The organism is Corynebacterium sp. CNCTC7651 (genome assembly GCF_021496665.1).
In the GTDB taxonomy this organism is placed as follows: Bacteria; Actinomycetota; Actinomycetes; order Mycobacteriales; family Mycobacteriaceae; genus Corynebacterium.
Genome location: NZ_CP071246.1, coordinates 148,973 through 171,259, shown reverse-complemented (window position 1 = coordinate 171,259; position 22,287 = coordinate 148,973). Strand labels below are relative to the sequence as shown.

Here is a 22,287-nt window from a genome sequence, read left to right as displayed (position 1 = left end):
CGGCCAGCCCCTACTGGCCCGCGCTGATGGCGTTGCCGATGCCCTCCGCCTCCGCCTGCTGCTTCTTGGACTGGTTGCGGAACACGCCCCAGAACACCACCACAAGGAGGCCGATGGCGATCCAGTTGGCCACCTTTGCGTACTGCTCCAAGACGAAGACGACCGGCTCACCGATCACCCAGCCCAGCCAGAAGTAGAGCAGGGACCACAGCGTCTTGGAGATGAAATCCAGCACGATGAACTTCCACAGCGGCATCTCCGTCATGCCCATGAGCACGAACACCACGAACGCGATCGGCAGCGGGATGGGCACGTAGGCGAGGAAGATGCCGAGCCAGCCCAATTTGCGTGCCCATCCCTCGACGCGCTGGATGTTTTTGGCCGCGCGCGGGGAGTTCGCGGCCTGCACGTCCAGGATGCCGCGGCCCCACAGCTTGCCGGCCCACCAGTAGACCCAGTCGAACTTGATGGCCACCAGCGAGCCGATGAGCAGGTACGCCAGCCAGTATTTCACTTCGCCCACCGCCGCGAGCGCGCCAGTTGACGCCGCGCCGATCCGCGAGCCCGTCAGCGCCAGCATGATCGGCGGGTCCAGGCCAAGCAGCCAGGCGCGCAGCGGGATCATCCCTAAGCCGAACAGGCCCACGAACCCGAACCAGGCCAGGCACCAGTAATCCGCCTTGGTGGGTTTGGAGTTCCACGGCAGGCCGTCTTCCTCCCACCACTCCTTCTCCTTGGGCGCGGCGGGGTTGGCGGGGGCGTCGCGGTTGTCGCTCATCGCCTAGACCAGCCCCTGGGCGGCCACGCGCGCCTGGGCGATTACGGCCGGCACGCCCACGCCGCCGACCCACGCGCCGACCACGGCCACGTCCTCCGGCAGCTTGGACAGGACGTCCTGCACGGTGGCGAGATGGGTTTCGTCGTAACGCGGGAGCCCCCCGAACCAGCGCTGCACGTAGATCTCCTCGAGCCCGGCGGCGCGGCCGTCGAAGCCAGTGATGGTCTGCAGGTCGTCGAGCGCCCAGTCCACCAGGTCGTCCTCGGAGGCGCGCAGCGCGACGTCGTCGCCGAAGCGGCCGAAGCTCGCGCGCACGAGTGCCCCGCCGCGCTCCGCGAGGTGCGGCCACTTGCGCGAGGAGAACGTGAACGCCTTCGCCCGAACACTCTCCTCCCCCGCCGCGACGAGGATGCCGGAGTTCTGCGGCAGGCCCTCGTCCGTGGCAAAACGCATGCCCACCACGGCGGAGTTGGCTAGTTTCACAGAGCTCAAGCTTGACGACGCCTCCGGGGCAACCCCCTTGAGCAGCAGCGACGCGGTCGGCGCGGGAACGGCGAGGATCACGCGGTCGTAGACAATATCCTTGCCGTCTTCGTCGCGCTCGCCGCCCTTGAAGGTGAACCCGCCGGCGTGGCGGGCGATCTGCGAGATGAACGCGTCGACGTAGATGTCCGCGCCGGACTTCTCCGCCAGCAGCTCGTAGAGCTCCTGGTAGCCCTCGCGGAAGGCGTTGAACACGGCACCCTGGCCGGTGGGCAGCTCCTTGCGGGCGCGTTCCAAGTTGGCCACGGCGGTGGAGAGGTGGATCGGCCCGTCGGCGGCCATGCGGTCGAATTCGGCGGCCAGCTGCGGGATGGTCGCGCGTACGCCCAGGTTCGGCCCGTCGGCGGCCATGCGGTCGAATTCGGCGGCCAGCTGCGGGATGGTCGCGCGTACGCCCAGGTCATCCGCAGCGCAGGAGTACACGCCGCCAAGCAGCGAGGTGACAATGTTATCCACCACCTCGTCCCCGTAGCGCTCGCGCACCAGCTGACCCACGTTCATATCCTGGCCCGGCTCCCACTCGAAACCTGGCTGCTCCCCCTCGCCGTCGATAAGCATGGCGCTCTCAGCGGAAACCAGGTGTTTGACCGGCTCGGATGTGGCGGGGATGCCCATGATCCCGGCGCGGGGCAGCGGCTCGGTGCGGCCGTCGACGTAGACGAGCGAGCCCAGGCCGGACGGCTCCACCAGCGAGTCCGCGAGGCCGAGCTCGGTGAAGAACTCCACAGCGTCGGTGCGGCGGGCCATGAACGCCTCCGCGCCCATGTCCGTCGGCCCGACCTCGAAGGGCACGGTGAAGAGTTTGCCGCCGAGGCGGTCGGTGGCCTCGTAGACGTCGACTTCGTGGCCGGAATCGCGCAGCTCATACGCGGCGGTGAGGCCGGCCAGCCCGGCGCCGATGATCGCGATACGCATTTATGCCTCCTCGTGGATCATGCGCACGGCCTGCGTGATCGCGTCCGGATCGGTGGTGGGCAGCACGCCGTGGCCCAGGTTGAAGATGTGGCCGGTCGCGGTACCGTCGTTAAGCGCGCGCTTGGCCTCGCCCTTAATGCGCGCGACCTCGCGGCGCACCACCTCCTCGCCCGCGAAGAGCATGGCGGGATCGAGGTTGCCCTGCAACACGCGCGGGGACGCGAAGCGCGACGCGGCGACGTCGAGGGGGACGCGCCAGTCCACGCCCATGACCTCGCTGCCGGCCTCGCTCATGGCGCCGAGCAGCTCGCCGGTGGTCACGCCGAAGTGGATGCGCGGGATCTCGCCGGCGACGGACTCGAGGATCTCGAAGGAGTACGGCAGCACGTGGCTGCGGTAGTCCGCCTCGGTGAGGAAGCCGGCCCAGGAGTCGAACAGCTGCATCGCGTCAATGCCCGCCTCCACCTGCGTGCGCAGGAACGCCACGATGGTGGGCACGAGTTTGCGCATCAGCGCGTGCCACGTCTCCGGCTCACCGTGCATCATGGCCTTCGTCTTCTCGTGGTTCTTGCTCGGCCCGCCCTCCACCAGGTAGCTGGCCAGCGTAAACGGCGCGCCGACGAACCCGATCAGCGCCTGGCGCTCGTTCAGCTCCTCCAGGATGATCCGGATCCCCTCCGCAACCTCCCGCACCTCGTGCTCGAGCACTGGGAGCTTATCGACGTCCGCCTTCGAGCGAATCGCCTCCCCCATGACGGGGCCGCGGCCCGGGACGATTTCTACATCGACGCCGGCGGCTTTGAGGGGTACCACGATGTCGGAGAACAGGATGGCGCCGTCCATGTCGTGGCGGCGCACCGGCTGGAGCGTGATCTCCGCGAGCAGCTCCGGCATGAAGCAGGAATCCAGCATGGGGAGGCCTTCGCGCACCTGGCGGTACTCAGGCAGGGAGCGGCCGGCCTGGCGCATGAACCACACCGGGGTGCGGCTGGGGGTGCGGCCGTAGGCGGCCTCGATGAGCGGGGCGTTGGTCAGCTCGCGTCTGGTCATAATGACCAAGCCTACTGGGGGAAGCGGCGGGCGTTCACGGAGCGGTACTCGATGATCAGGGAGGACCCGAGCATGAGCAGCGTGGCGCCCATCGGCGGCATGACACCGAACGCCGCCAGTCCCACAGCCACCAGGTTGTATACGTTGGCGAAGATCATGTTTGAGTCGATGATGCGGCTCACCCGGCGCCCGTGCTCGATGATCTGCGGCACGGCTAGGACATCGTCGCGGATGAACACCACGTCCGCCACCATCTCCGCCTGCTTGAAGCCGCGGTCGAAGAACTCGTCCTCCGCGTAAATCATGCCGACGTCCGCCACAGCCACCACGTCCATCACCGAGGCTGTGCCCACCACCGCGAAGTTCGCGCCGCGGGTGTGCAGCTGGCGCACCGCGCCCGGCTTGTCCTGTGCGGTGATGCCGGCCAACACGGAGGTGATGCCCATCATGTCCGCAAACCGGCGGGCCACCACGTAGGCGTCCCTGGTGAGCATGACGGTGGTCGTGCCCATGGATTCCAGCCGGTCGATGGCCTCGATGGCGTCGTTCTTCGCCGGGTCATGCAGCGTGATCACGCCGCGGTCCTTACCCTTCCACCGCACCACGATGGGCGCGCCGCCGCTTGTCGCCGCCAGCGCCAAACGGCCGCTGAGCTGGGAGAGATTGGTGGGGCGCCACAGCTCAGCGTCGAGGTGCGTTACCCGGTCTTCGACCGGCACCACTGTGCCGTCCGGATTGTGCACATCCGTCACCGGGCGGATGGCTACGCGGCCCTCGCAGCGCCCGTCCGCATGGATGGTCACAGCCTCCGGCTCAACTCTCCACGGCGCGCCGTATCCCTTTGCGTCGCGCGCTTCAGCGACGATGGCGCGCGACGCCGGGTGGTTCGACTCCATCAACAGCGCCGCGGCAACCAAGAGCACCAGTTCAGATTCTTCGCCCCGTGCGGCGGTGACAGTCTCCACCGTCATGTCCCGCTCCACCAGGGTGCCAACTCGGTTGAACACCACCGTGTCCACGTCGTCCAAACGGCGCAGCGTCGTGCCGTCCCGCACCAAGATGCCGTTCTGCGCGGCGGCCTCGATGCCGTTCCGGGTAGCCAGCGCCGGGGAGATCGCCAACGCCACCGGCGCAATCACCGCCAAGATGGCCAGCGCGGTGGAAAACGCCGCGTTGTAATCGCCGGTGAGTAGCAGCCACATGGCGAAATCCACCACGGCAAGCACATACGCCGTAGGGATCAGCAGGCCGGCGGACTTGGTGGACAGCATCGTCGCGGCGTTTTGCCGCTTAGTCGCGTCCGCCACCCAGCGGCTCACCTCTGCCCAACGGGTTGCGTGGCCGGTGCGGTCCGTGCGCACCTTGAGCTTGCCGCGTTCGATCTTGGTGCCGGCAGCGATGCGGTCGCCCACTTTCACGGAGGTGTGGGAGGGAGCGTCGATAAGCAAATGGCTCACCTTGGCGGCACCTCCGATGACCTCGCCGTCCACGGGGACAATGTCCCCCCGGACCAGCGTGACGTCGTCGCCGCGGTTGATTTCGGAGAGCGGCAGCGGCTCATCGGTGAGTTTGCCGCGGCGCGTCACGGTGTATTCGTGCTCCGGCGGCGGGGTGAGGCGCGCCATCCGGTCCACCAAGCGCTCGCCCACGCGCTTGGTGTTGAAGCGGCCGATGAGCAGCAGCATGGTGACGCCGCACGCGACGTCGAGGAAAAGCTCGATGTCCTCGCCGCGGCGCGTGGGCATCCACCCGCCGCTGGATGTCCAGCCGATGGTGCCGGCATCCGTGAACAGCAGTGCGGCGGCGGACCAGACGTAGGCGGCCAACACCGCGATGGAGCTGGCGCCGTCCAGCGCGGACATGCCGCGGCGCACACCGCCCGCCATCGCGCGGTGGAACGGCAGCGCGCACCACAGCGCCACCGGGGTGGCCAGCGCGAAGCAGACCCATTGCCAGCCGGGGAACTGCAGCCCGGGGCCGTAGCTGAGCACAATCACCGGCAAAGACAGCACAATGGCCATGATCAGCCTGGTGGGGGTGACCAGGTCGCGCGCAGTGAACAGCACGTCCGAGCTGGCGGCGGACCGCGCCGCACGGCGCACAAAGCCGGCCTCGCGCGCGGCGGTCAGGTCCTCCTGCGCGTGCTGGCGGCGGCGCCGGATCCGGCCGGACATGCCGCGCGTGCTCAGGCGCGGAGAGCGGCGCTCCATCTCGCCGCGCAGTGCCTGGCGGCGCAGCGTGGAATCCGTCATGGTGGTGGTGACGCCGAAGCCGGCGATGATGTCCTCCAGCACCTGCGGGTCCAGGTCCGCCGGCGCGGTAATCCACGCCATGGACGTGGAATACACCAGCTGGACGGACACGCCTGGGATGGCCTCGAGCGCTTCCTCGATGTCCGCCAGCTGCGGGCCGTCCTTGATGTCGCTCAGCTGGTAGGCGTAAGAGCAGTTGGCCCGGCGTTCGTCTTCGTCGCCGAACACCCGGCCGCCGCCCGGCTCAATGCCGGCCAACCTGGCGGCGGAGCGGGCCTCCGCGATGGAGCTGGAAAGTGCGCTTTCTGTCGCTTCCGCGTCGTGGATAGACACGCCTCGCCCCTACTCCACACCCAGCCAAAGGTCGCCGCTGCGGTGGTCGACGAAGGAGTTCGCCGCCGGGCGGAACATGAAGAACACAGCAAGGCCCAGCAGCACCACGATGGCAAAGGTGGCCCACCCGGACACGCCGACGTAAAAACCCGCGAGGTTCAGGAAGATAGTCAGGCCGATCAACCCGGACGCCCAGCGGCGCGCCTGCTTGGAACCGCGCTCAAAGTAGGACGCGAGCGCCGTCAATCCCAGGCCCAGCACAATGTTGCCCACCGCCACAATGCGCATGTTGGTGGTGAACTGCTTCAGCGTCTCAGCGTCAATCTCCTCCGGCGCGCCCGCGGAGAGCATGAGCATGCCGGTGAGCAGCATCATCACCGCGGCAATCAGCACTAGCCAGTAGCCGATGCGCAGGGACCCCGGCCACGCCTCCGACGGCCCGCCGGTGTAGCGGCGGTTCGGGTCATTTCGGTCCGCCACCATCGTGGGAAACATGCCAGCCATTGTGGGAGGGCTCCTTAAAAGTGCAGCGTGTTACGCGCCCGCGGGTCCTTGCGGCGGGCGCTGGTCGGGCAGGTAGTCCAGCGCCTCTTTCTGAGAACTGTAGAACAGTCCCAGTACGCCCGCCACGGCCAGGATGATCTGAATGACGCCGTCGAACGCGTAGAACGCCACCGGCACCGCGGTGGATGCCGGGCGCATCATGAACAGCGTCAGCGCACGCAGCGCGAAGAAGATGGAGAAAATCTGCAGGATCCGGCGCGCGTTGGGGGCCCACTTGCGCCGCTGCGAAATCGCCACCAGCGCCGCCGTGAACAGCCCCAGGAACACCAGTTGGATCAGGGCCATCACTGTTACCGAGCCCCACACGCCGGTGGAGATCATCGCGTCGGTGAGTTCCTGCCCGCGCGCCTTCGCCGCGGCGCGCGCGGATTCCTTCAGCGGCGCCGGATCAATCACCACCGACACCACAGTCAGGATCTGGTGCAGCAGCTCCCCGGCAATCATCACCGCCCAGCACACCAGCATGTAGCGGACAGCCTCCGGGGTGCCGTTTTTGCTTTTCGACGTTCCCTCAACCGCCTCAGGCTCCACACGAGAGCCCGAGTTGGGGTTCACCGGCGGCAGGCTAACCATGCGTCCGCCCAGCTGTGAGTTCGCGCGCCGCCTCAATGGCGTAGTAGGTGAGGATCTGGTCCGCGCCCGCGCGCTTGATGGAGATCAGCGCCTCCATCATCGTTGCTTCGAAGTCGATCCAGCCGTTGTTGCCGGCCGCCTTGAGCATGGCGTACTCGCCGGACACTTGGTAGGCCGCCACCGGGACGGGCGACATCTCGGCCACCTTGGCCAAGACATCCAGGTACGGCAGTGCGGGCTTGACCATGACAAAGTCCGCGCCTTCGTCGATATCCAGCTGCGTCTCCAGGAGGGACTCGCGGACGTTCGCCGGGTCCTGCTGGTAGGTGCGGCGGTCCCCCTTCAGCGAGGAGCCCACCGCGTCGCGGAACGGGCCGAAGAACTTGGAAGCGTATTTGGCGGAGTACGCCATGATAGCCACGTCTGCAAAGCCCTCCGCGTCCAGCGCCTCTCGGATCACACCGACCTGGCCGTCCATCATGCCGGAGGGGCTGACAATGTGGGCGCCGGCGCGCGCCTGCGCAAGTGCCATGTCGCGGTAGAGCGGCAGCGTGGCGTCGTTGTCCACCACTTCGCGGCCCCAGCGGTCAGTGGTGACCACACCGCAGTGGCCGTGTTCGGTGAACTCGTCCAAGCAGGTATCCGCCATGATCAGCAGCTCATCGCCGAACTCCTCGCGCAGCATGGCGATGTTGCGGTTGAGCACGCCGTCCTCGGCCCACGCCACGGACCCGGTCGCGTCCTTATCCTCATCCAGCGGCACGCCGAAGAGGTCTACGCAGGTAACCCCGGCTTCCAGCGCCTCGTGGCAGATGGCCTTCAGGCTGTCCGGGGTGTGCTGGTACACGCCCGGCATGGAGGAGATCTCGCGGCGCTGATCAATCCCGTCCGCCACAAACAGCGGCAGGATGAAATCCGCCGGGTCCAGGCGGGTCTCTGCCGTCAGTGCGCGCAGCTGCGGATTCTGGCGCAGGCGGCGGGGGCGGCGCAGCAGGCCGTAATCCTGCTGCGGGGCGGGCGAATCCTTGGGGGTCTGAGGTTCCAACACCATGCGCCCCATCTTAGGACTCACCTGCGCGGCGGCCTACTCGCCGGCTGCGGCGTCGCCCGCCGCGCCGCCCGAGTCTGCCTCTCCGGCCGCCTCCGCCGGCTTCCTGCGGGCGCGGCGCTTCTTGCGCGGCGGCGGCAGCTGGCCGGCGGCACGCAGCTCAGCCACGTGCGCCGCCAAGGCATCCACCAGAGACGGCACATCGGCTACCTCCGGCACAACGTCGACACGCAAGCCCTGCTCCCGAGCCTCCGCCGCCGCCATCGGCCCGATGCAGGCGATGATGGTGCGCTGGTGCGGCTTGCCCGCAATGCCCACCAGGTTCTTGACGGTGGATGCGCTGGTGAAGCACACCGCGTCGAAGCCGCCGGTCTTGATCATGTCGCGGACCTCGGGCGCGGGCGGGGCGGCGCGCACGGTGCGGTACGCCACCACGTCGTCAACCTCCCAGCCCTTCTCAATCAGGCCGTCCACCAGCACGTCCGTGCCAAGATCAGCCCGCGGAAGCAGCACGCGCGACACCGGGTCAATGTCTTCGACGTACTCCGGGAACACCTCAACCAACCCGGCCGCATTCTGCTTGGTGCGGTGCGGCACTACCTCGGGGAACATGCCGCGGGCACGCACGGCGTCCGCAGTCTTCTGCCCCACCGCGGCCAAGTGCACGCCGGCGAAGCTGCGGGCATCCAGGCCCAGCTCCTCAAACTTGTCCCACACGGCATCCACAGCGTTGGTGGAGGTGAACACCACCCACTGGTAGCGGCCTTCCACAATGCCCTTGATCGCGCGGTCCATCTGCGCGGGGTTGCGCGGCGGTTCCATGGAGATGGTGGGCACAGACTGCGGGATAGCGCCGTAGGAGCTCAGGCGGGCGTTCATCGGCCCCGCCTGCTCCTTCGCACGCGGCACCAGCACGCGCCAGCCATAGAGCGGCCGGTTCTCCCACCAGGAGTACTTCGCGCGTTCATCGGCAACGGTGCCCAGCGTGATCACCAGGGAGCCGGACAGGTCGGCGTCCAGCTTGGCCAGCGTCTCCAGCGTGGCGTCAAATGTGCGCTGCAGGCGGGTGGTGCCGTTCGTGGTCACCGTCACCGCGGTGGAGCCGGCGAAGCCGCGCTGCATCAGCTGCGCCGCCATCTCCTCCAAATGCTCCTGCGCCGCCTGGAACACCAGGGGCTGCGGGGCGCTGGCCAGCTGGTCCCAATCCACGGCCTCGTTGGCCAGGTCAGTCTCGGTGAAGGTGGAACCGAGGGCGATACCTGCGAACGACGGCACCGTAGACGGCAGCGACATACCCGGCACCACCTGGAACTCAATCCCGGCCGCGGCAACCGCGGACACTTCCGCCATGACCGAATCCCGGGTCAGCGGGTTGCCGCACACCAGGCGGATCACGTCCCCGTCCCCGGCCTCGCCGCGCTCAATCGCATCCGCCGACGCACTCAGGGCTTCCTGCAGCGTATCGACGATCGTTTCCACACCCGGAGCCACTTCCACGATCTCTGCGGCTGTAGGGTCCGCCGGCTTCGCCGGCTTGCGGCGGGCGCCAGCCTCCTTGGCCTCGGCGACCATCGCTTCGTAGTCGGCTTGAGCCTGCTCAAGCTTGGATTTGGGCACCGGCAGCTGCGCGGCAACAACGCTTCGGACCCCCTGAGAGACCTCCGGATCAACCAGCGCGATAGCATTGGCTTCCAGTACCTCACGAGCACGGATGGTCAGCAGATCAGGGTTGCCCGGGCCCGCACCGACGAAGATGACCTTCCCCGGCGGGCGCGTAGTAGAGGGCGATGTCATGAAACCACTTTTCTATGGCGCAAAGAGTTATCCCGGCGACACGGGCCCGTTTCAGGGACCCGGTAACGCCGAGATTGGATGACGTATGGTAGCTCCACCTTAAGGTGGAAAGCGCTTGAAACAAAAACTGCTTACGCCATAATGTCCGCGGCACCCCGCGCAATGAGCGCGGCAGCCACCCGTTGGCCAAGCTCGTCAGCAGCTTCAGAGCCGCTCGCGGTCTCCACCAGCTGGGCGGAGCCATCCAGCGCGAAGACGCCGGCGGTAAGGGTGACCTCCCCACCGTCAATCGTCGCGTACGCGGCAACCGGGGCAGTGCACCCCGCCTCAAGCGTTGCCAGCACCTGGCGCTCCGCGTGGGAGCAGGTCAGCGCCGCTGCGTCGCACAGCGGGTCGATGACGGCGCGCGTGGCGGCGTCGTCCGCCCGGCACTCCACCGCCAGCGCACCCTGAGCGGGCGCGGGCATGAGCACCTCTGGCGAGAACACTTCCGTCGTGCGGTCTGCGTAGCCGCCGCGGCTAAGTCCCGCGTAGGCGAGGATGATGGCGTCCAGCTCGCCGCGCTCCACGTAGGACATGCGGGTTTCAATGTTGCCGCGCAGCGGGCGGATGTCCAGATCAGGGCGCAGCGCGCGCAGCTGCGACACTCGCCGCGGCGCCGAGGTACCCACGCGAGCCCCCTCCGGCAGCTGCTCCAGGGTCAGCCCGTCGCGCGCAATCAGCGCCTCGCGGTTGTCTTCGCGCGCGGGAACAATGAGGTGGGCGCGGGGCTCCGGTGCCGTCGGCAAGTCCTTGAAGGAGTGGACGGCAATGTCCACCGCGCCGTCGAACAACGCGTCGCGCAACGCGGAGGTGAACACGCCCACGCCGATGCGCTCCACGGGTGCCTGCGAGAGGTCGCCCGGCGTGGTCACCACCTGCAACTCCGCTTCGTGGCCGTGCCCGATGATCGCGTCACGGACGTGGCCGGATTGGGTGGTGGCAAGGTGGGACCCGCGGGTGCCAATCTTCAGCATGTCAATCCTTCTTCAGCATGCGCGAGCCTTCGCGCTAGTTCAGTTCCTGCGGCAGCGGCAGCCGCTGAGCGTCCACGGAGACGGACGCGCGGCCGAGCCCGAAAAGCTCCTCAATCACCGTGTCCACCCGCACCGCCTCGGTGGAAGCCGCGAGTTCCTTGATCTTCACCGTCGGGGTGTGCAGCAGCTTGTCCACGATCCGCCTCACCGCGCGGGTAACCTGCTCGAAATCTTCGTCGCTCACGTGCGGCAGGCGGGCGCGCAGCCGCTCCAGCTCGAGGTCCTGCACCTCGCTCGCCGTCTGGCGCAGCTTGGCCACCGCCGGCGCAACCTCGCGCACGCGCTGCTGCGCAGAGAACGCCTCGACCTCTTCGGACACAATCTGTTCCGCCTGCGTCAGCGCAATCGAGTCCTGCGTTGCCATCCGGCCGCGCGTGGTGTGCAGGTACTCAATATTGATCAGGTGCACGCCGGGGCGCGACGAAACATCGTCGGAAATGTCCCGGGGCAGCGAAAGGTCCACCAGCACCGCCGGGCCGGACAGGTCCTCCGCGGTGATGGTGAAACCGTCCGACGCTGTGGCGGACACTGTAATATCCGCGCGCGCCAGCGCTCCCGCCCGGGCGTTGAAGTCCACAACCTCCGCCGGCACGCCAGCCTCGCGCGCGTGCTCCGCCAGGCGCTCAGCCCGCGACCGCGTGCGGTTGGCAATAATCAGCTTCGCAATCCCGCGCTTGCCCAGCTGGGTGGCCGCGAGCGAGCTCATCGCACCCGCACCGAGCACCAGCGCGGTCTTGCCCTCGAAAGAGTCTGCACCAAGCACCCCAAGCGCCTCATCGAGGGCGAAGGTGACCATGGAATTTCCAGCGTCGTCAATCCCGGTTTCCGTGTGCACGCGCTTGCCGGTGTGCAGCGCGGTCTGCGCAAGCAGGTGCAGGGTAGGCCCAACGGTGCCGCGCTCCGCCGCATCCAGGTAAGACGCGCGCACTTGGCCGATGATCTGCTGCTCCCCCACCACCATGGAATCCAGCCCCGAGGCAACGGTGAGCATGTGTTCCGCTGCAGCGTCCGCGTAGCGGACGTACAGGTACGTGCGCAGCTCCGCCTCAGAGACTCCCGAGACATCAGAGAGCACCTCAAGCACGTCCTGCACGCCGGCGTGGAACGCGTTAGTCATGGCGTAGATTTCCAGCCGGTTGCAGGTGGAGATGATCATCGCCTCGCTCACCGACGGCTGCTTCAGCAGCGCCTCGCTGGTGTCATGCTGGACGGCATCATCCATACTCAACCGCTCAAGCAGAGACACGGGTGCTGACCGGTGGGACATTCCCACAACGAGTACGCTCACGCAATCCCTCCATTTCGGATGCACATCAAACTAAAGGATACCCCGCTAGCGGGCAAGCTCCGACGCGAGGTCAGCGCTGTCCACCTCCCAGCACGCGAATTCCTCCCCGTCGATGCACACCACCGGCACGCGGTCCCCAAATTCCGCCGCCAGCTCCGGGTCCCCGTCCACATCCACCACAGCGAACCTTGCGCCATGCTTGTCGACGATCGGAGCAATCTGCGCCTCCACCCGCACACAGGACCCGCATCCTTGGCGAACCATCAGCTCAACGGATTTCATATCGCTGCTCTCCCTGCTTCTGGTGTGGTGCCGCAGACCCCTGGGCGCGGTACCATGACTTGACTCATCCCTGAAGACGCTAACACCTGGAGAAAGGCGGTTGCCCCCGCAATGGCAGAGCCCAACGACCTGCTCGCTCACTGGTCCGTCTCCCACGGCAATCTCCGCCGCTTCTTCGAGGATCTCGCGCTTCCACCAATTGATGAGGATGCGCAGCGTACCGCGGGTGAAGCTGCCGCGGCCGCCGCTGTGCACGAGACGTTCGGCATCGATATCGACGAGTTCTCGCTCGGCGTCCACTCCGTCGGGGGTGCGTTCGCCACCGCCGGCCGCCCGAAACTGACCCAGCCGGACCCGGATGTGCCGCAAGATGACGGCGCCGCGGCGTTCTTCGACATCGACAACACGCTGGTCCAGGGGTCCTCGCTGATCCTGCTGGCGGAGGAGCTGGCGAAACGCCGCTACATTTCCCTGCGAGAGCTCGCACCGGCGTTGACGAAGCAGCTGCGCTACCGCCTCTCCGGCTCGGAGAACGCCGAGGACATCGCGGAGGGTCGCGAGCAGGCCCTGAGCATTGTCAAGGGCAAGTCGGTGGAGGAGCTCAAGGCGCTGTGCAAGGACATCGTCGATAGGCAGATGCTGGACAAGGCGTACCAGCCCACCATCGACCTGGCCGCAATGCACATTGCCGCCGGCCAGCAGGTGTGGTTGGTGTCGGCGACGCCGGTGCAGATCGGTCAGGCGCTTGCAGAGCGGCTGGGGTTCACCGGCGCGCTGGGCACTGTGGCAGAGGAAGAGGACGGGGTGTTCACCGGCCGTCTGGTCGGCGATATCCTCCACGGCCCGGGCAAGAAGCATGCGGTGGCCGCGCTCGCCGCAATCCAGCGCCTAGACCTGGAGAAGTGCACTGCGTACTCGGACAGCATCAATGACCTGCCGATGCTGCAAATGGTGGGCTCGCCAGTGGCGATTAACCCGGATAGGAACTTGCGTCGGCACGCAAAGGCCCAGGGATGGCTCGTGCGGGACTACCGCTCCATGCGTCGGGTAGCCCGCGCATACGTAATCCCCGCGGCCTTGGTTGCGGCCGCGGGGATCGGCGTGGCGCGCAGGAGGCGCCGGAAGCGGGCTTAGAGGCCGTACTTCGCCTTCTCCTTGGCGGACATGCCGTCATACATGGAGATGGAGGCGGAGGCGGTTTCCTCCGGGCGGATCTGGCGGTCCGCCGGGGTAGCCGCGTAATCCGGGGAGTAGACGCAGTGCGTGCGGCCGAAGACGGACGGCATGCAGTAGTTGTTGTGGTCGCACAGCGTCTTGTACTGCGGGTTCGCCTCGATCTTCTGGATCATGTCCGGCTCGCGCAGCAGCGCGCGGCCGATTTCGAAGAACTCGAAGCCCTCGGTGTAGCCCTTCTCGAAGTGCTCGCGCTGGGTCAAGCCGCCCAGGAGGACCAGCTTGGTGTTCTTGACCTTGTCCAGGAACTGGCGGGCATCGTCGTACATGTACATGTCGTAGTACTCGAAGTTGCCCAGCATGGGTTTGCCGAACATCTTCACACCCACGTTGAACGGGAACGGCATGTGCTGGGCGAAGCCGTCCACCGGCACGTCGCCGCGGAACAGCCACATCTGGCGCAGCACGGAGGAGCCCTGGGTGAGCAGGATGGCGTCCACGTTGCCGTCCGCGTCCAGCATCTGGGCGGTCTGCAGGGAATCCGGCAGGATGATGGAGCCCGGGATGCCGTCCGTCATGGACATCTTGGCGATGATGGCGACGTCGTCCCCCACGCGCTCCTTCACGGCGGCGGAGATTTCGCGGACGAAGCGGGAGCGGTTCTCAATGTTGCCGCCGTACTCATCATCGCGGCGGTTGATCCACGCGGAGAGGAAGGAGGACGGCAGGTAGAGGTGGCCGAAGTGCAGCTCGAGGGCGTCGAAGCCAGCCTCTGCAGCCAGCTCGGCAGCATCGGCGAACTCGCGGATTGCCTGGTCGATCTGGTCCTTGGAGATGCCCTTGCAGTAGTTGAAGCTGGTCGGGTTGATGAACTTGCTCGGTGCCCACGGAGTCTCGCCGATCAGCGGGCGGGTGGCCACCGGGCCCGCGTGGCCCAGCTGCGCGGATGCCTTCGCGCCGTGCTCGTGCATGGTGGCGGTGAAGTCCTTCAGCCCCGGCAGGGAGTCACGCTCCATGAGGATCTGACCCGGTGCGGAGAAGCCGCGCTTGGAGGTTGCGCAGTACGCCAGGGTGGTCATGCCGATACCGCCGGCAGCAAAGCCCTCGTGGTACGCAATCAGCTCATCCGTCACCTTGCCGTCCGGGGAGCGGCCTTCAGACGTCGCAGCCTTGATGAAGTGGTTGCGCAGCTCGACAGGGCCGAGCTTGGTCGGCTGAAAGATGGCTTGGGGGTCGCGGGGCGTGGTTGCGTTGCTCAAAATTGTGTCCTTTCTAACACCTGCAGCGCCGGAGTGGCGCGCATACGTACACCTCTATTTTAGGAGGTGTGTCACAATTGGCTACATGCGTCTACCCCGCTCTTTGCCCACCCTAACCCCGCGCTGCAGCTCGCCCGGGCCGTGCCAGCAAGCTGTCCACGGCAAAGCGAAAGGCCCGCGCCGGAATGTACCGGAGCGGGCCTTTGCGTGAGGTGCGACAGAGAAGTTCTGTAGCGCCTACTTGCCAAGCTTGCGACGCTGCACGCGGGTGCGGCGAAGCATCTTGCGGTGCTTCTTCTTGGACATGCGCTTGCGGCGCTTCTTAATCACAGAACCCATTGGGCATCCTCGTTTCTTAGTCTGTACATGTACTCGCTCGCCAGCGCATCAGGTGCGTCCCAGGCGCCTGGGATACTCGGGGCACCCGGACCACCCGGAACACAGCGCCGCAGTGCGGTGCACACGCACCGCGGCCACGCCGGCAATGAATGGTGTAAAGCATACAGCCCGCCTAGATGAGGGCAAAAAAGTCCGGCACCGGGAACCTGCGAAAAGGTCCGGTGCCGGCGCAACCGCTTACGCTTATCCCACGTCGTAGACCGAGGACTCGAGATACTCCCCGACGGCAGACTCATTAACCCGGAATGAGCGACCGACGCGTACCGCCGGCAACTCGCCGGAGTGGACGAGACGGTACACGGTCATCTTGGAAACGCGCATAATATCCGCGACTTCCGCGACTGTAAGGAACTTGCCCTTTTCATCATTAGCCATTGCGTTATTAACCTTTCGCACGTCAACGCGCTGTAGGCTTCCCCTCCCACAGGACGGACACGCACGTGCTTGAACCAGCCTAGCGTGAAAGTTGGGCCAATCGCGACTTATGGGGCCCCAATTTTTCAAAGTGCTGAAAGTTTGCTGGTGTTTGCTTCTGTGACTCGCGGTGACTAACGGTGCGAGAGCTCGCCGGCGCGCTGCGCGCACTTTTCGGTTGCACGGTAGAGAGCGCCGCGCAGACCGGACTCCTCCAGCTCCCTGATTGCGGCGACCGTGGTCCCCGCCGGCGAAGACACCCCGGCCCGCAGCGCCACCGGATCGTCTCCACGCTCCAACATGGCGCCCGCACCCGCAGCAGTGGACCGAGCAAGCTCCCTCGCCAGTTCTCGGGGCAGTCCGAGGGCAACTCCGGCGTCGATAAGCGCCTCAGCAAGCAGGAAGAAGTAAGCCGGGCCGGAACCGGAAAGTGCGGTCACAGCGTTGAGCTGCCCCTCATCCACCTCGATGACGCGGCCCGCAGTAGCCAAGAGCTCGTGCACCGCCTCGCGCTGATCCTCTGCCACGTAGCGCCCGTACGCCACAGCCAGCACGCCTTTGCCCACCAGCATCGGAGTGTTAGGCATCACACGCACAATCGGGGCACCGGCAACCGGCACCGCCTCCTCCATCGTGGCGAGCGTGACACCCGCGGCCATGGAAACCACCACCGCGCAATCATCCGCCACGGCCAGCGTGTCCCCAATTTCCGCCAGGACGTCCGCGATCTGCGCGGGCTTCACGCACAACAACGCCACGTCAGCGTCAGTGACAGCCTCGACGTTATTGTTGCTGGTTTCTATGCCGAAGCGCTCTGCCAGCGCAGCAGAGCGTTCCGACGAACGGTTGGTGGCCACGATGCTGCGCGGATCCACCCCCGCAGCAACCATGCCGGCAATTAGCGCTTCGCCGATGCTGCCGGCACCGATCACTGCAATCTTGCCCATGCCCTCAAGCTTGTCCATACCCCCAAGCCTAGGACTCCGCGCAAGCTACAGCAGCGCCGGCCCGAACGCGACCACCGCGGCCGCCACACCGGCGAGCGCCATGGTTAGGCCGTCGCGCCCAGTGCGCATCGCGCGCACGCCGAACACGACGGCGAGCACGGCTGCCACGCCAAGCAGTGCTGCGACGGTGGTCGAGGTGGTCGCCCACACCCACTGGAACAGCAGGAACCCGAGGATGCCGGCGACAACCCCCAGGAAGATGAACAGCACCAACACGATCGGGTTGATGGAATCCTCTTCCACCTCGATCTCATCCGCCGGCACGCCAAGCTCGGAATCTTGGCGGGCAGGCTCCACCGGATCAGTGTCCCGGTCGAAGTCCTTCTCGTAGGAACCCTCGACGCCACCGGCACCGAAATCTTCCGCAAACGGGTCAAAGGTGTCCGCTTCCGCGGCCGGAGCGACCTTCGCGGGCTTCTCAGCCGGTGCGGGCTTTGCGACGCTAGGAGCTGCCGGCGCCGGAGCCTTCACGTCTTTGGCAGACGCTGGCTCGGGTTTCGCTTGCTCGGGTTTCGACGGCTCTGCCTTCGCTGGCTCGGAGTCCTTCGCTGGCTCGGAGTCCTTGACAGCCTTCATCACGACGGTCTTGTCATCCGTGCCCTGGGACTTGGCAGACTCCTGCGCCTTTGCTTCCACCCGCGACGAACCGGGCTTGGCTGCAGGGGTTACCTGCTCAGCGGACTTAGTGGCCGGTTGCGCGGGCTTTGCCGCCGGTTGCGCGGGCTTTGCCGCCGGCTGGACATCCGATTTCGCCGGTGGTGCAGGCTTCGAGGCCGGTTGCACTGGCTTGGTGGCCGGCTCCGGACCGTCGATAGGCACGCTCGAGTGCTTGGCCTCGGCCGGGCGGGCTTCGACCTTCTTGATGGAGCCAGTCAGCTCGGCAACGGAGACACCGCCCTCTTCCAAGCTGCGGCGACGGCGGCGGCGGGTGCCAGCCTCCGGGTTTTCCTTTTGGGCCTTCGCAAGGATTTCAGCGACGGTGAGCTGTTTCTCCTCAGCCATCAGTCATCGTCTCCTTTGTTTCCTTCTGGGGCATGGCCCTGATCAATCCACTTCAAGACCACGCCTTCGCGAAGGGCCCACGGACAAATTTCCAACTTATCAATATTCAGCGCGCGCATCGCGGCTTCCGCTACCAACGCACCGGCAACAATCTGGTGCGAGCGATCCGCGTTGATGCCTTCCAGCTCCGCGCGGTCAGCCGCGGTCATGCGCGAAATGAATGCGATGAGCTGGCGCAGGCCCGGTGCCGTCAGCGTGCGCTTGACGTACGGACCGGCGGAAGACGGCGCGGCACCGGTGAGGCGGGCCAGCGACCTAAACGTCTTCGAAGTGCCCACCGCAAGTGCGGCATCGCCGCCGACAGCCTTGAATTGCTCAGCCGGGCCAGCAAGCTCCGCATCGATGAAATCGCGCAGCATGTTGATCTTCTTGCGCTCCGGCGGATCCGTATCAAACCACTCGTGAGTCAGGCGGCCGGCGCCCAGATCCAGCGACACAGCCAGATCAGGCACCTCTTCGGTGCCGGTAGACATCTCCAGCGAGCCGCCGCCGATATCCAGGTTGGTGATGCGTCCGGCGGACCAGCCGTACCAACGGCGAGCAGCTAAGAAAGTCAGCTTCGCTTCCTCTTCGCCGGTGAGCACGCGCAGCTGGACTCCAGTCTTCTTCTCCACGCGCTTCAACACGTCGTCCGAGTTCGTCGCGGAGCGCACCGCGGAGGTTGCGAATGCCAGGAACTGCTCACACTTCAGGTTGTCTGAGAGGTCCGCGGCTTCCTGGACGGCGTCGATCAGCTTGTCAACGCCTTTATCTTCAATATTGCCGTCTTTGTCCAGCAACTCCACTAGGCGCAGGGGCTGCTTCCAATCCGACATCGGAGTGGGCCGTCCACCGCTGCGGGCATCCACCGCAACGAGATGAACGGTATTGCTGCCTACATCCAATACACCTAAACGCACACAGCCAGAGTAACGGGTCTACGGTACCAAGGTGTGAATTCACCAGCCCCGAAACCAGTTTTCCTCGGATTCCCTGAGAGCTCGCCCGCAGGCAAATCCATTCTGGCGGGGCGCGAAGTGCCGCCGGACTTCCCGCGGGAGTGGTTCGAGTTCATCCACCCGGAAGACCCGCACCACTACTTCTCCATCGACCTCACGTGGGCCGAATCAACGTGGTCGTGCCGTTTCGGCACGCCGCAATGCCACGGCATCGACGCTTCGCTGCCGGTGGTGGGATGCTGCATTCACGGGGCGTACCTGTCGGACGAAACGGACCGGGACGACCTGTATAACGCGGTAGCTGAAATGCCCGCAAAGTACTGGCAGCTGCGCCCGGACGATGTGGACTCTTACATTGCGAACGCGGACCCGATCGTCCTGGAGCCGTGGCTGGAGTTCGACGACGAGGATGAGCCGAACCTGAAAACCATCGTCGTAGATGGCGCCTGCATCTTCGCCAACCGCGCGGATGCCGCGACCGGCCCGGGCTGTGCCCTCCACCAATGGGCGATGGCATCCGGGAAACCGCTCGTCGGCTCGAAGCCGGAGGTGTGCTGGCAGGTGCCGTTCTCCCGCGAGGATGCATGGGAGGAGCGTTCCGACGGCCAAGAGATTCTGCGCACCACCATCGGGGAGTACGACCGCCGGCAGTGGGGCGGGGGCGGCGAAGATTTCGACTGGTGGTGCACCGGGGATCCGGCGTGCCACACCCCACTGGAAGACGGCAGCGTAGAACCCGTCTACAAGTCGATGAGAAATGAGCTCATAGCGCTAATCGGCGAGCAGCCCTACCAGGTACTCGCCGCGCACTGCGATGCCCGCGCCGCGCTCCCAGCAGCGGCAAAGGCAACGCACCCGGCCAGCTACGCCTCGAACTTGTAACCGAGGCCGCGCACCGTGACCAGCTGGCGGGGGCGCGACGGTTCCTTCTCAATCTTCGTGCGCAAGCGCTTGACGTGCACGTCCAGTGTCTTGGTGTCGCCGACGTAGTCCGCGCCCCAAATGCGGTCGATCAACTGGCCGCGGGTGAGCACCCGGCCCGCATTGCGCATGAGGTACTCGAGCAGGTCGAATTCCTTCAGCGGCATTGCCACCGGCTGGCCGTCCACCAGCACGGTGTGGCGCTCCACGTCCATCTTGACGCGCCCACCCTCGAGGATCTGGTCGTCGAAATCCTCGACCTCTTCCACCTCAGGGCCGCGGCGCAACACGGCGCGGATGCGCGCGACAAGCTCGCGGGTGGAGTACGGCTTGGTCACGTAATCGTCCGCCCCCAGCTCCAAGCCGACAACCTTGTCAATCTCGGAGTCTCGCGCGGTGACCATGATGATTGGCACGTCAGACTCGGAGCGCAGCTTCCTGCATACGTCGGTACCGCTCATGCCCGGCAGCATCAGGTCCAGCAGCACTAAGTCCACTGTGTCCTCACTGAACTGCTCCAGGGCGCTCGGCCCGTCCGGGGCGGTCAGGGTGTCAAAACCCTCCTTGCGCAGCAAGTAGGCGAGCGGCTCAGCCAGGGATTCCTCGTCCTCAACGATGAGAATGGTGGTCATCTCGTCTTAGTCCTTCCTGCGCGCTGGGCTCTGCGGTGCCTCAGCCTCCACGTCAGCATCGACGGGGTCCACCGCAGCCGGCCGGTAGATCGGCAGCTCAATGGTGAACGTCGACCCAGTGCCAGGCCGAGACCATAGCTTGATAGTACCCCCGTGGTTTGCCACCACGTGCTTCACAATGGCTAGTCCAAGACCCGTCCCGCCCGTCGAGCGGGAACGCGCCTTGTCTACGCGGTAGAAGCGCTCGAACACGCGCTTCTGGTCTTCCGGGGCGATGCCGATGCCGCGATCGGTGACGCGGACCAGCAAAATCGAATCCCGTACCACCTTTTGGGTGACACTTACCGGCTGCCCGTTGGGTGAGTAGTTGATCGCGTTGCTCACCAGGTTGGCCACCGCGGCAGTCAGCAGGGACTGGTCCCCCATCACCTCAAGCCCAGTTGGCGCGCCGCGGGTGAGGGTGATCTCGCGGGTTTCCGCAGTAACTTGGTTGCGGGCAATCGCGTCATCAATAACATCGTCGATCCGCACCGGCGACATCTCCGGCAGCGCCTCTGCACCTTGGAGCTTGGACAAACTGATCAGATCTGTGATCATGTCGCCCATGCGGTGGGATTCTTTGACAAGTTTCTCGCCAAAGTGGGCTACCAGCTCCTCATCGCCTGGGTCTTCCACCAGCGCTTCCGCCAGCAGCGCGATGCCGCCCACCGGGGTCTTCAGCTCGTGGGACACGTTCGCCACAAAGTCGCGGCGGGCCGCCTCCATGCGCACATTCTCGGACTCGTCGCTGGAGTAGGCGATGACGTAGGAGTTGTGGGTGAGCGCAAGCGGCTTCACAATCACGCTGACGTTTCGGATCCGGCTACCCGTCGCCCGACTGGGCAAATCCAGGTCGATGGTGTGCGACTCAAGATCTTCGAACGCCACCAGCGCGGTATCCCACACCTCTGGGTTGATCGTGCGGTCGTGCACGATAGACATGTCGTGCGCGCGGGGGTTAGACAGCAGCACTCGCCCGCTGCGGTTGAACACGGCAATCCCAGTCGGCGAGCCCTGCACCGCAAGGTGCAGCAGCTGGCTGACTGTACTGACGCGGCTGTCCTCCACGTCCACGTGCTCGCGGTTGCGGTCCCGCCAACGGTTAAATCGCCCGAAGAGCGGGTAGGCGAGCGCGGTCAGCGCGACACCAAGGACAAATGCAAGTACAGGCGTCACGCGCTACCCGTGCCGCCTACTTCTGGCCCTGGTTGGCCACTGCTGCGGCACCGGCCTCAGCAGCCTCCGGGTCAAGGTAGGTACCGCCCGAGTTCTGGACCTTGCCGTGCTCATCGAACTCGTACACCAGCGGCATACCGGTCGGAATGTTCAGGCCAGCAATATCCTCGTCGGAGATGTTGTCCAGGTACTTCACCAGCGCGCGAAGGGAGTTGCCGTGCGCCGCCACCATGACGTTCTTGCCGGCCAGCACCTCCGGCAGGATGGAGTCGATGTAGTACGGCAGGAAGCGCTCCACCACGTCCTTCAGGCACTCGGTGCGCGGCACCTCCGGCAGGAACGCGTAACGCGGATCATCCGTCTGCGCGTACTCGTTGTCCACGTCGATCTCCGGCGGCGGGGTGTCGTAGGAGCGGCGCCACTCCATGAACTGCTCCTCGCCGAACTCCTCGCGGATCTCGGCCTTGTTCAGGCCCTGGAGCTTGCCGTAGTGGCGCTCGTTCAAACGCCAGTTGCGCTCCACCGGAATCCAGTGGCGGTCTGCCGCATTCAGCGCGATATTCGCGGTACGGATAGCGCGGCGCAGCAGGGAGGTGAAGACGATGTCCGGCAGGACATCCTTTTCCACCATCAGCTTGCCGGCGTTGACGGCCTCCTGCTCACCCTGCTCGGTCAGGTCAACATCGACCCAGCCGGTGAACTGGTTGGATTTGTTCCAATTGCTCTGTCCGTGACGGACCAGGATCAGTTTTCCGTTACCCATACCCCCAA

General features: G+C 65.9%; 22 protein-coding genes. 2 read left to right on the top strand and 20 right to left on the bottom strand.

Translation table 11 applies throughout. The features are described from left to right. Positions 1-10: 10 nt before the first annotated feature. From JZY91_RS00795 to JZY91_RS00745, 11 genes are all read right to left on the bottom strand, one after another. Positions 11-778, bottom strand: a complete 768-nt coding sequence (locus JZY91_RS00795) for a DedA family protein (protein WP_234948113.1) — start codon at positions 776-778, stop codon at positions 11-13. 3 nt (positions 779-781) lie between these two features. Further along, positions 782-2,236, bottom strand: coding sequence for a protoporphyrinogen oxidase (hemG, locus tag JZY91_RS00790; protein WP_234948112.1), 1,455 nt, complete (start codon positions 2,234-2,236; stop codon positions 782-784). Continuing rightward, on the bottom strand, positions 2,237-3,286 hold the full coding sequence (hemE, locus tag JZY91_RS00785) for a uroporphyrinogen decarboxylase (RefSeq protein ID WP_234948111.1): 1,050 nt from the start codon (positions 3,284-3,286) through the stop codon (positions 2,237-2,239). A gap of 11 nt (positions 3,287-3,297) precedes the next feature. Beyond that, positions 3,298-5,871 (bottom strand): cation-translocating P-type ATPase, encoded by a 2,574-nt coding sequence (locus JZY91_RS00780; RefSeq protein WP_234948110.1) that lies wholly within the window; start codon positions 5,869-5,871, stop codon positions 3,298-3,300. 9 nt (positions 5,872-5,880) lie between these two features. Then, complete coding sequence (locus tag JZY91_RS00775; protein ID WP_234948109.1) at positions 5,881-6,375, bottom strand: hypothetical protein; 495 nt, start codon at positions 6,373-6,375, stop codon at positions 5,881-5,883. Between the two features lie 30 nt (positions 6,376-6,405). Further along, a complete protein-coding gene (locus JZY91_RS00770) occupies positions 6,406-6,990 on the bottom strand; it encodes a hypothetical protein (protein ID WP_234948108.1) in 585 nt (194 codons plus the stop codon). A gap of 10 nt (positions 6,991-7,000) precedes the next feature. Beyond that, positions 7,001-8,059, bottom strand: a complete 1,059-nt coding sequence (gene hemB, locus JZY91_RS00765) for a porphobilinogen synthase (protein ID WP_234948107.1) — start codon at positions 8,057-8,059, stop codon at positions 7,001-7,003. A 33-nt stretch (positions 8,060-8,092) separates the two neighbouring features. Further along, positions 8,093-9,850, bottom strand: coding sequence for a uroporphyrinogen-III synthase (locus JZY91_RS00760; RefSeq protein ID WP_234948106.1), 1,758 nt, complete (start codon positions 9,848-9,850; stop codon positions 8,093-8,095). Positions 9,851-9,981: 131 nt separating this feature from the next. Then, positions 9,982-10,866, bottom strand: coding sequence for a hydroxymethylbilane synthase (gene hemC / locus JZY91_RS00755; protein WP_234948105.1), 885 nt, complete (start codon positions 10,864-10,866; stop codon positions 9,982-9,984). A gap of 34 nt (positions 10,867-10,900) precedes the next feature. After that, positions 10,901-12,214 (bottom strand): glutamyl-tRNA reductase, encoded by a 1,314-nt coding sequence (locus JZY91_RS00750; RefSeq protein ID WP_234948104.1) that lies wholly within the window; start codon positions 12,212-12,214, stop codon positions 10,901-10,903. Positions 12,215-12,259: 45 nt separating this feature from the next. Further along, positions 12,260-12,496 (bottom strand): glutaredoxin family protein, encoded by a 237-nt coding sequence (locus tag JZY91_RS00745; RefSeq protein ID WP_234948103.1) that lies wholly within the window; start codon positions 12,494-12,496, stop codon positions 12,260-12,262. A 111-nt stretch (positions 12,497-12,607) separates the two neighbouring features. On the opposite strand from JZY91_RS00745, the gene JZY91_RS00740 reads away from it, so the two are divergent. After that, positions 12,608-13,630 (top strand): HAD family phosphatase, encoded by a 1,023-nt coding sequence (locus JZY91_RS00740; protein WP_234948102.1) that lies wholly within the window; start codon positions 12,608-12,610, stop codon positions 13,628-13,630. On the opposite strand, the gene JZY91_RS00735 is transcribed toward JZY91_RS00740, so the two are convergent. The 6 genes from JZY91_RS00735 to JZY91_RS00710 form a co-directional block, all read right to left on the bottom strand. Then, the gene (locus tag JZY91_RS00735; RefSeq protein WP_234948101.1) at positions 13,627-14,928 is read right to left on the bottom strand and encodes an NADH:flavin oxidoreductase; all 1,302 of its coding nucleotides are present in this window, start codon (positions 14,926-14,928) and stop codon (positions 13,627-13,629) included. The genes JZY91_RS00740 and JZY91_RS00735 overlap by 4 nt on opposite strands. A gap of 237 nt (positions 14,929-15,165) precedes the next feature. Continuing rightward, positions 15,166-15,267, bottom strand: a complete 102-nt coding sequence (locus JZY91_RS00730) for a 30S ribosomal protein bS22 (RefSeq protein ID WP_003855542.1) — start codon at positions 15,265-15,267, stop codon at positions 15,166-15,168. 243 nt (positions 15,268-15,510) lie between these two features. Beyond that, on the bottom strand, positions 15,511-15,702 hold the full coding sequence (locus JZY91_RS00725) for a helix-turn-helix domain-containing protein (protein WP_234948100.1): 192 nt from the start codon (positions 15,700-15,702) through the stop codon (positions 15,511-15,513). Positions 15,703-15,875: 173 nt separating this feature from the next. Beyond that, positions 15,876-16,688, bottom strand: a complete 813-nt coding sequence (gene proC / locus JZY91_RS00720; RefSeq protein ID WP_234949006.1) for a pyrroline-5-carboxylate reductase — start codon at positions 16,686-16,688, stop codon at positions 15,876-15,878. A gap of 45 nt (positions 16,689-16,733) precedes the next feature. Next, positions 16,734-17,750, bottom strand: coding sequence for a hypothetical protein (locus JZY91_RS00715; protein WP_234948099.1), 1,017 nt, complete (start codon positions 17,748-17,750; stop codon positions 16,734-16,736). Next, complete coding sequence (locus tag JZY91_RS00710) at positions 17,750-18,709, bottom strand: Ppx/GppA phosphatase family protein (RefSeq protein ID WP_234948098.1); 960 nt, start codon at positions 18,707-18,709, stop codon at positions 17,750-17,752. The genes JZY91_RS00715 and JZY91_RS00710 overlap by 1 nt, the downstream gene beginning before the upstream one ends. A 33-nt stretch (positions 18,710-18,742) precedes the next feature. Here JZY91_RS00710 and JZY91_RS00705 point away from each other — a divergent pair, with 33 nt between their 5' ends. After that, entirely contained in the window at positions 18,743-19,630 is an 888-nt protein-coding gene (locus JZY91_RS00705) for a hypothetical protein (protein ID WP_234948097.1), read from the top strand. Here JZY91_RS00705 and JZY91_RS00700 read toward each other — a convergent pair. Genes JZY91_RS00700 through JZY91_RS00690 form a run of 3 tightly spaced genes read right to left on the bottom strand, consistent with a single transcriptional unit; the run spans position 19,612 to position 22,279 of the window. Beyond that, positions 19,612-20,301 carry a response regulator transcription factor gene (locus JZY91_RS00700; RefSeq protein WP_234948096.1) on the bottom strand — a complete coding sequence of 230 codons (690 nt, stop codon included), beginning with the start codon at positions 20,299-20,301 and terminating at the stop codon, positions 19,612-19,614. The genes JZY91_RS00705 and JZY91_RS00700 overlap by 19 nt on opposite strands. 6 nt (positions 20,302-20,307) lie before the next feature. Then, positions 20,308-21,516 (bottom strand): cell wall metabolism sensor histidine kinase WalK, encoded by a 1,209-nt coding sequence (locus tag JZY91_RS00695; RefSeq protein WP_234948095.1) that lies wholly within the window; start codon positions 21,514-21,516, stop codon positions 20,308-20,310. Positions 21,517-21,532: 16 nt separating this feature from the next. Beyond that, a complete protein-coding gene (locus JZY91_RS00690) occupies positions 21,533-22,279 on the bottom strand; it encodes a phosphoglyceromutase (RefSeq protein ID WP_234948094.1) in 747 nt (248 codons plus the stop codon). Between the last annotated feature and the right edge of the window lie 8 nt (positions 22,280-22,287).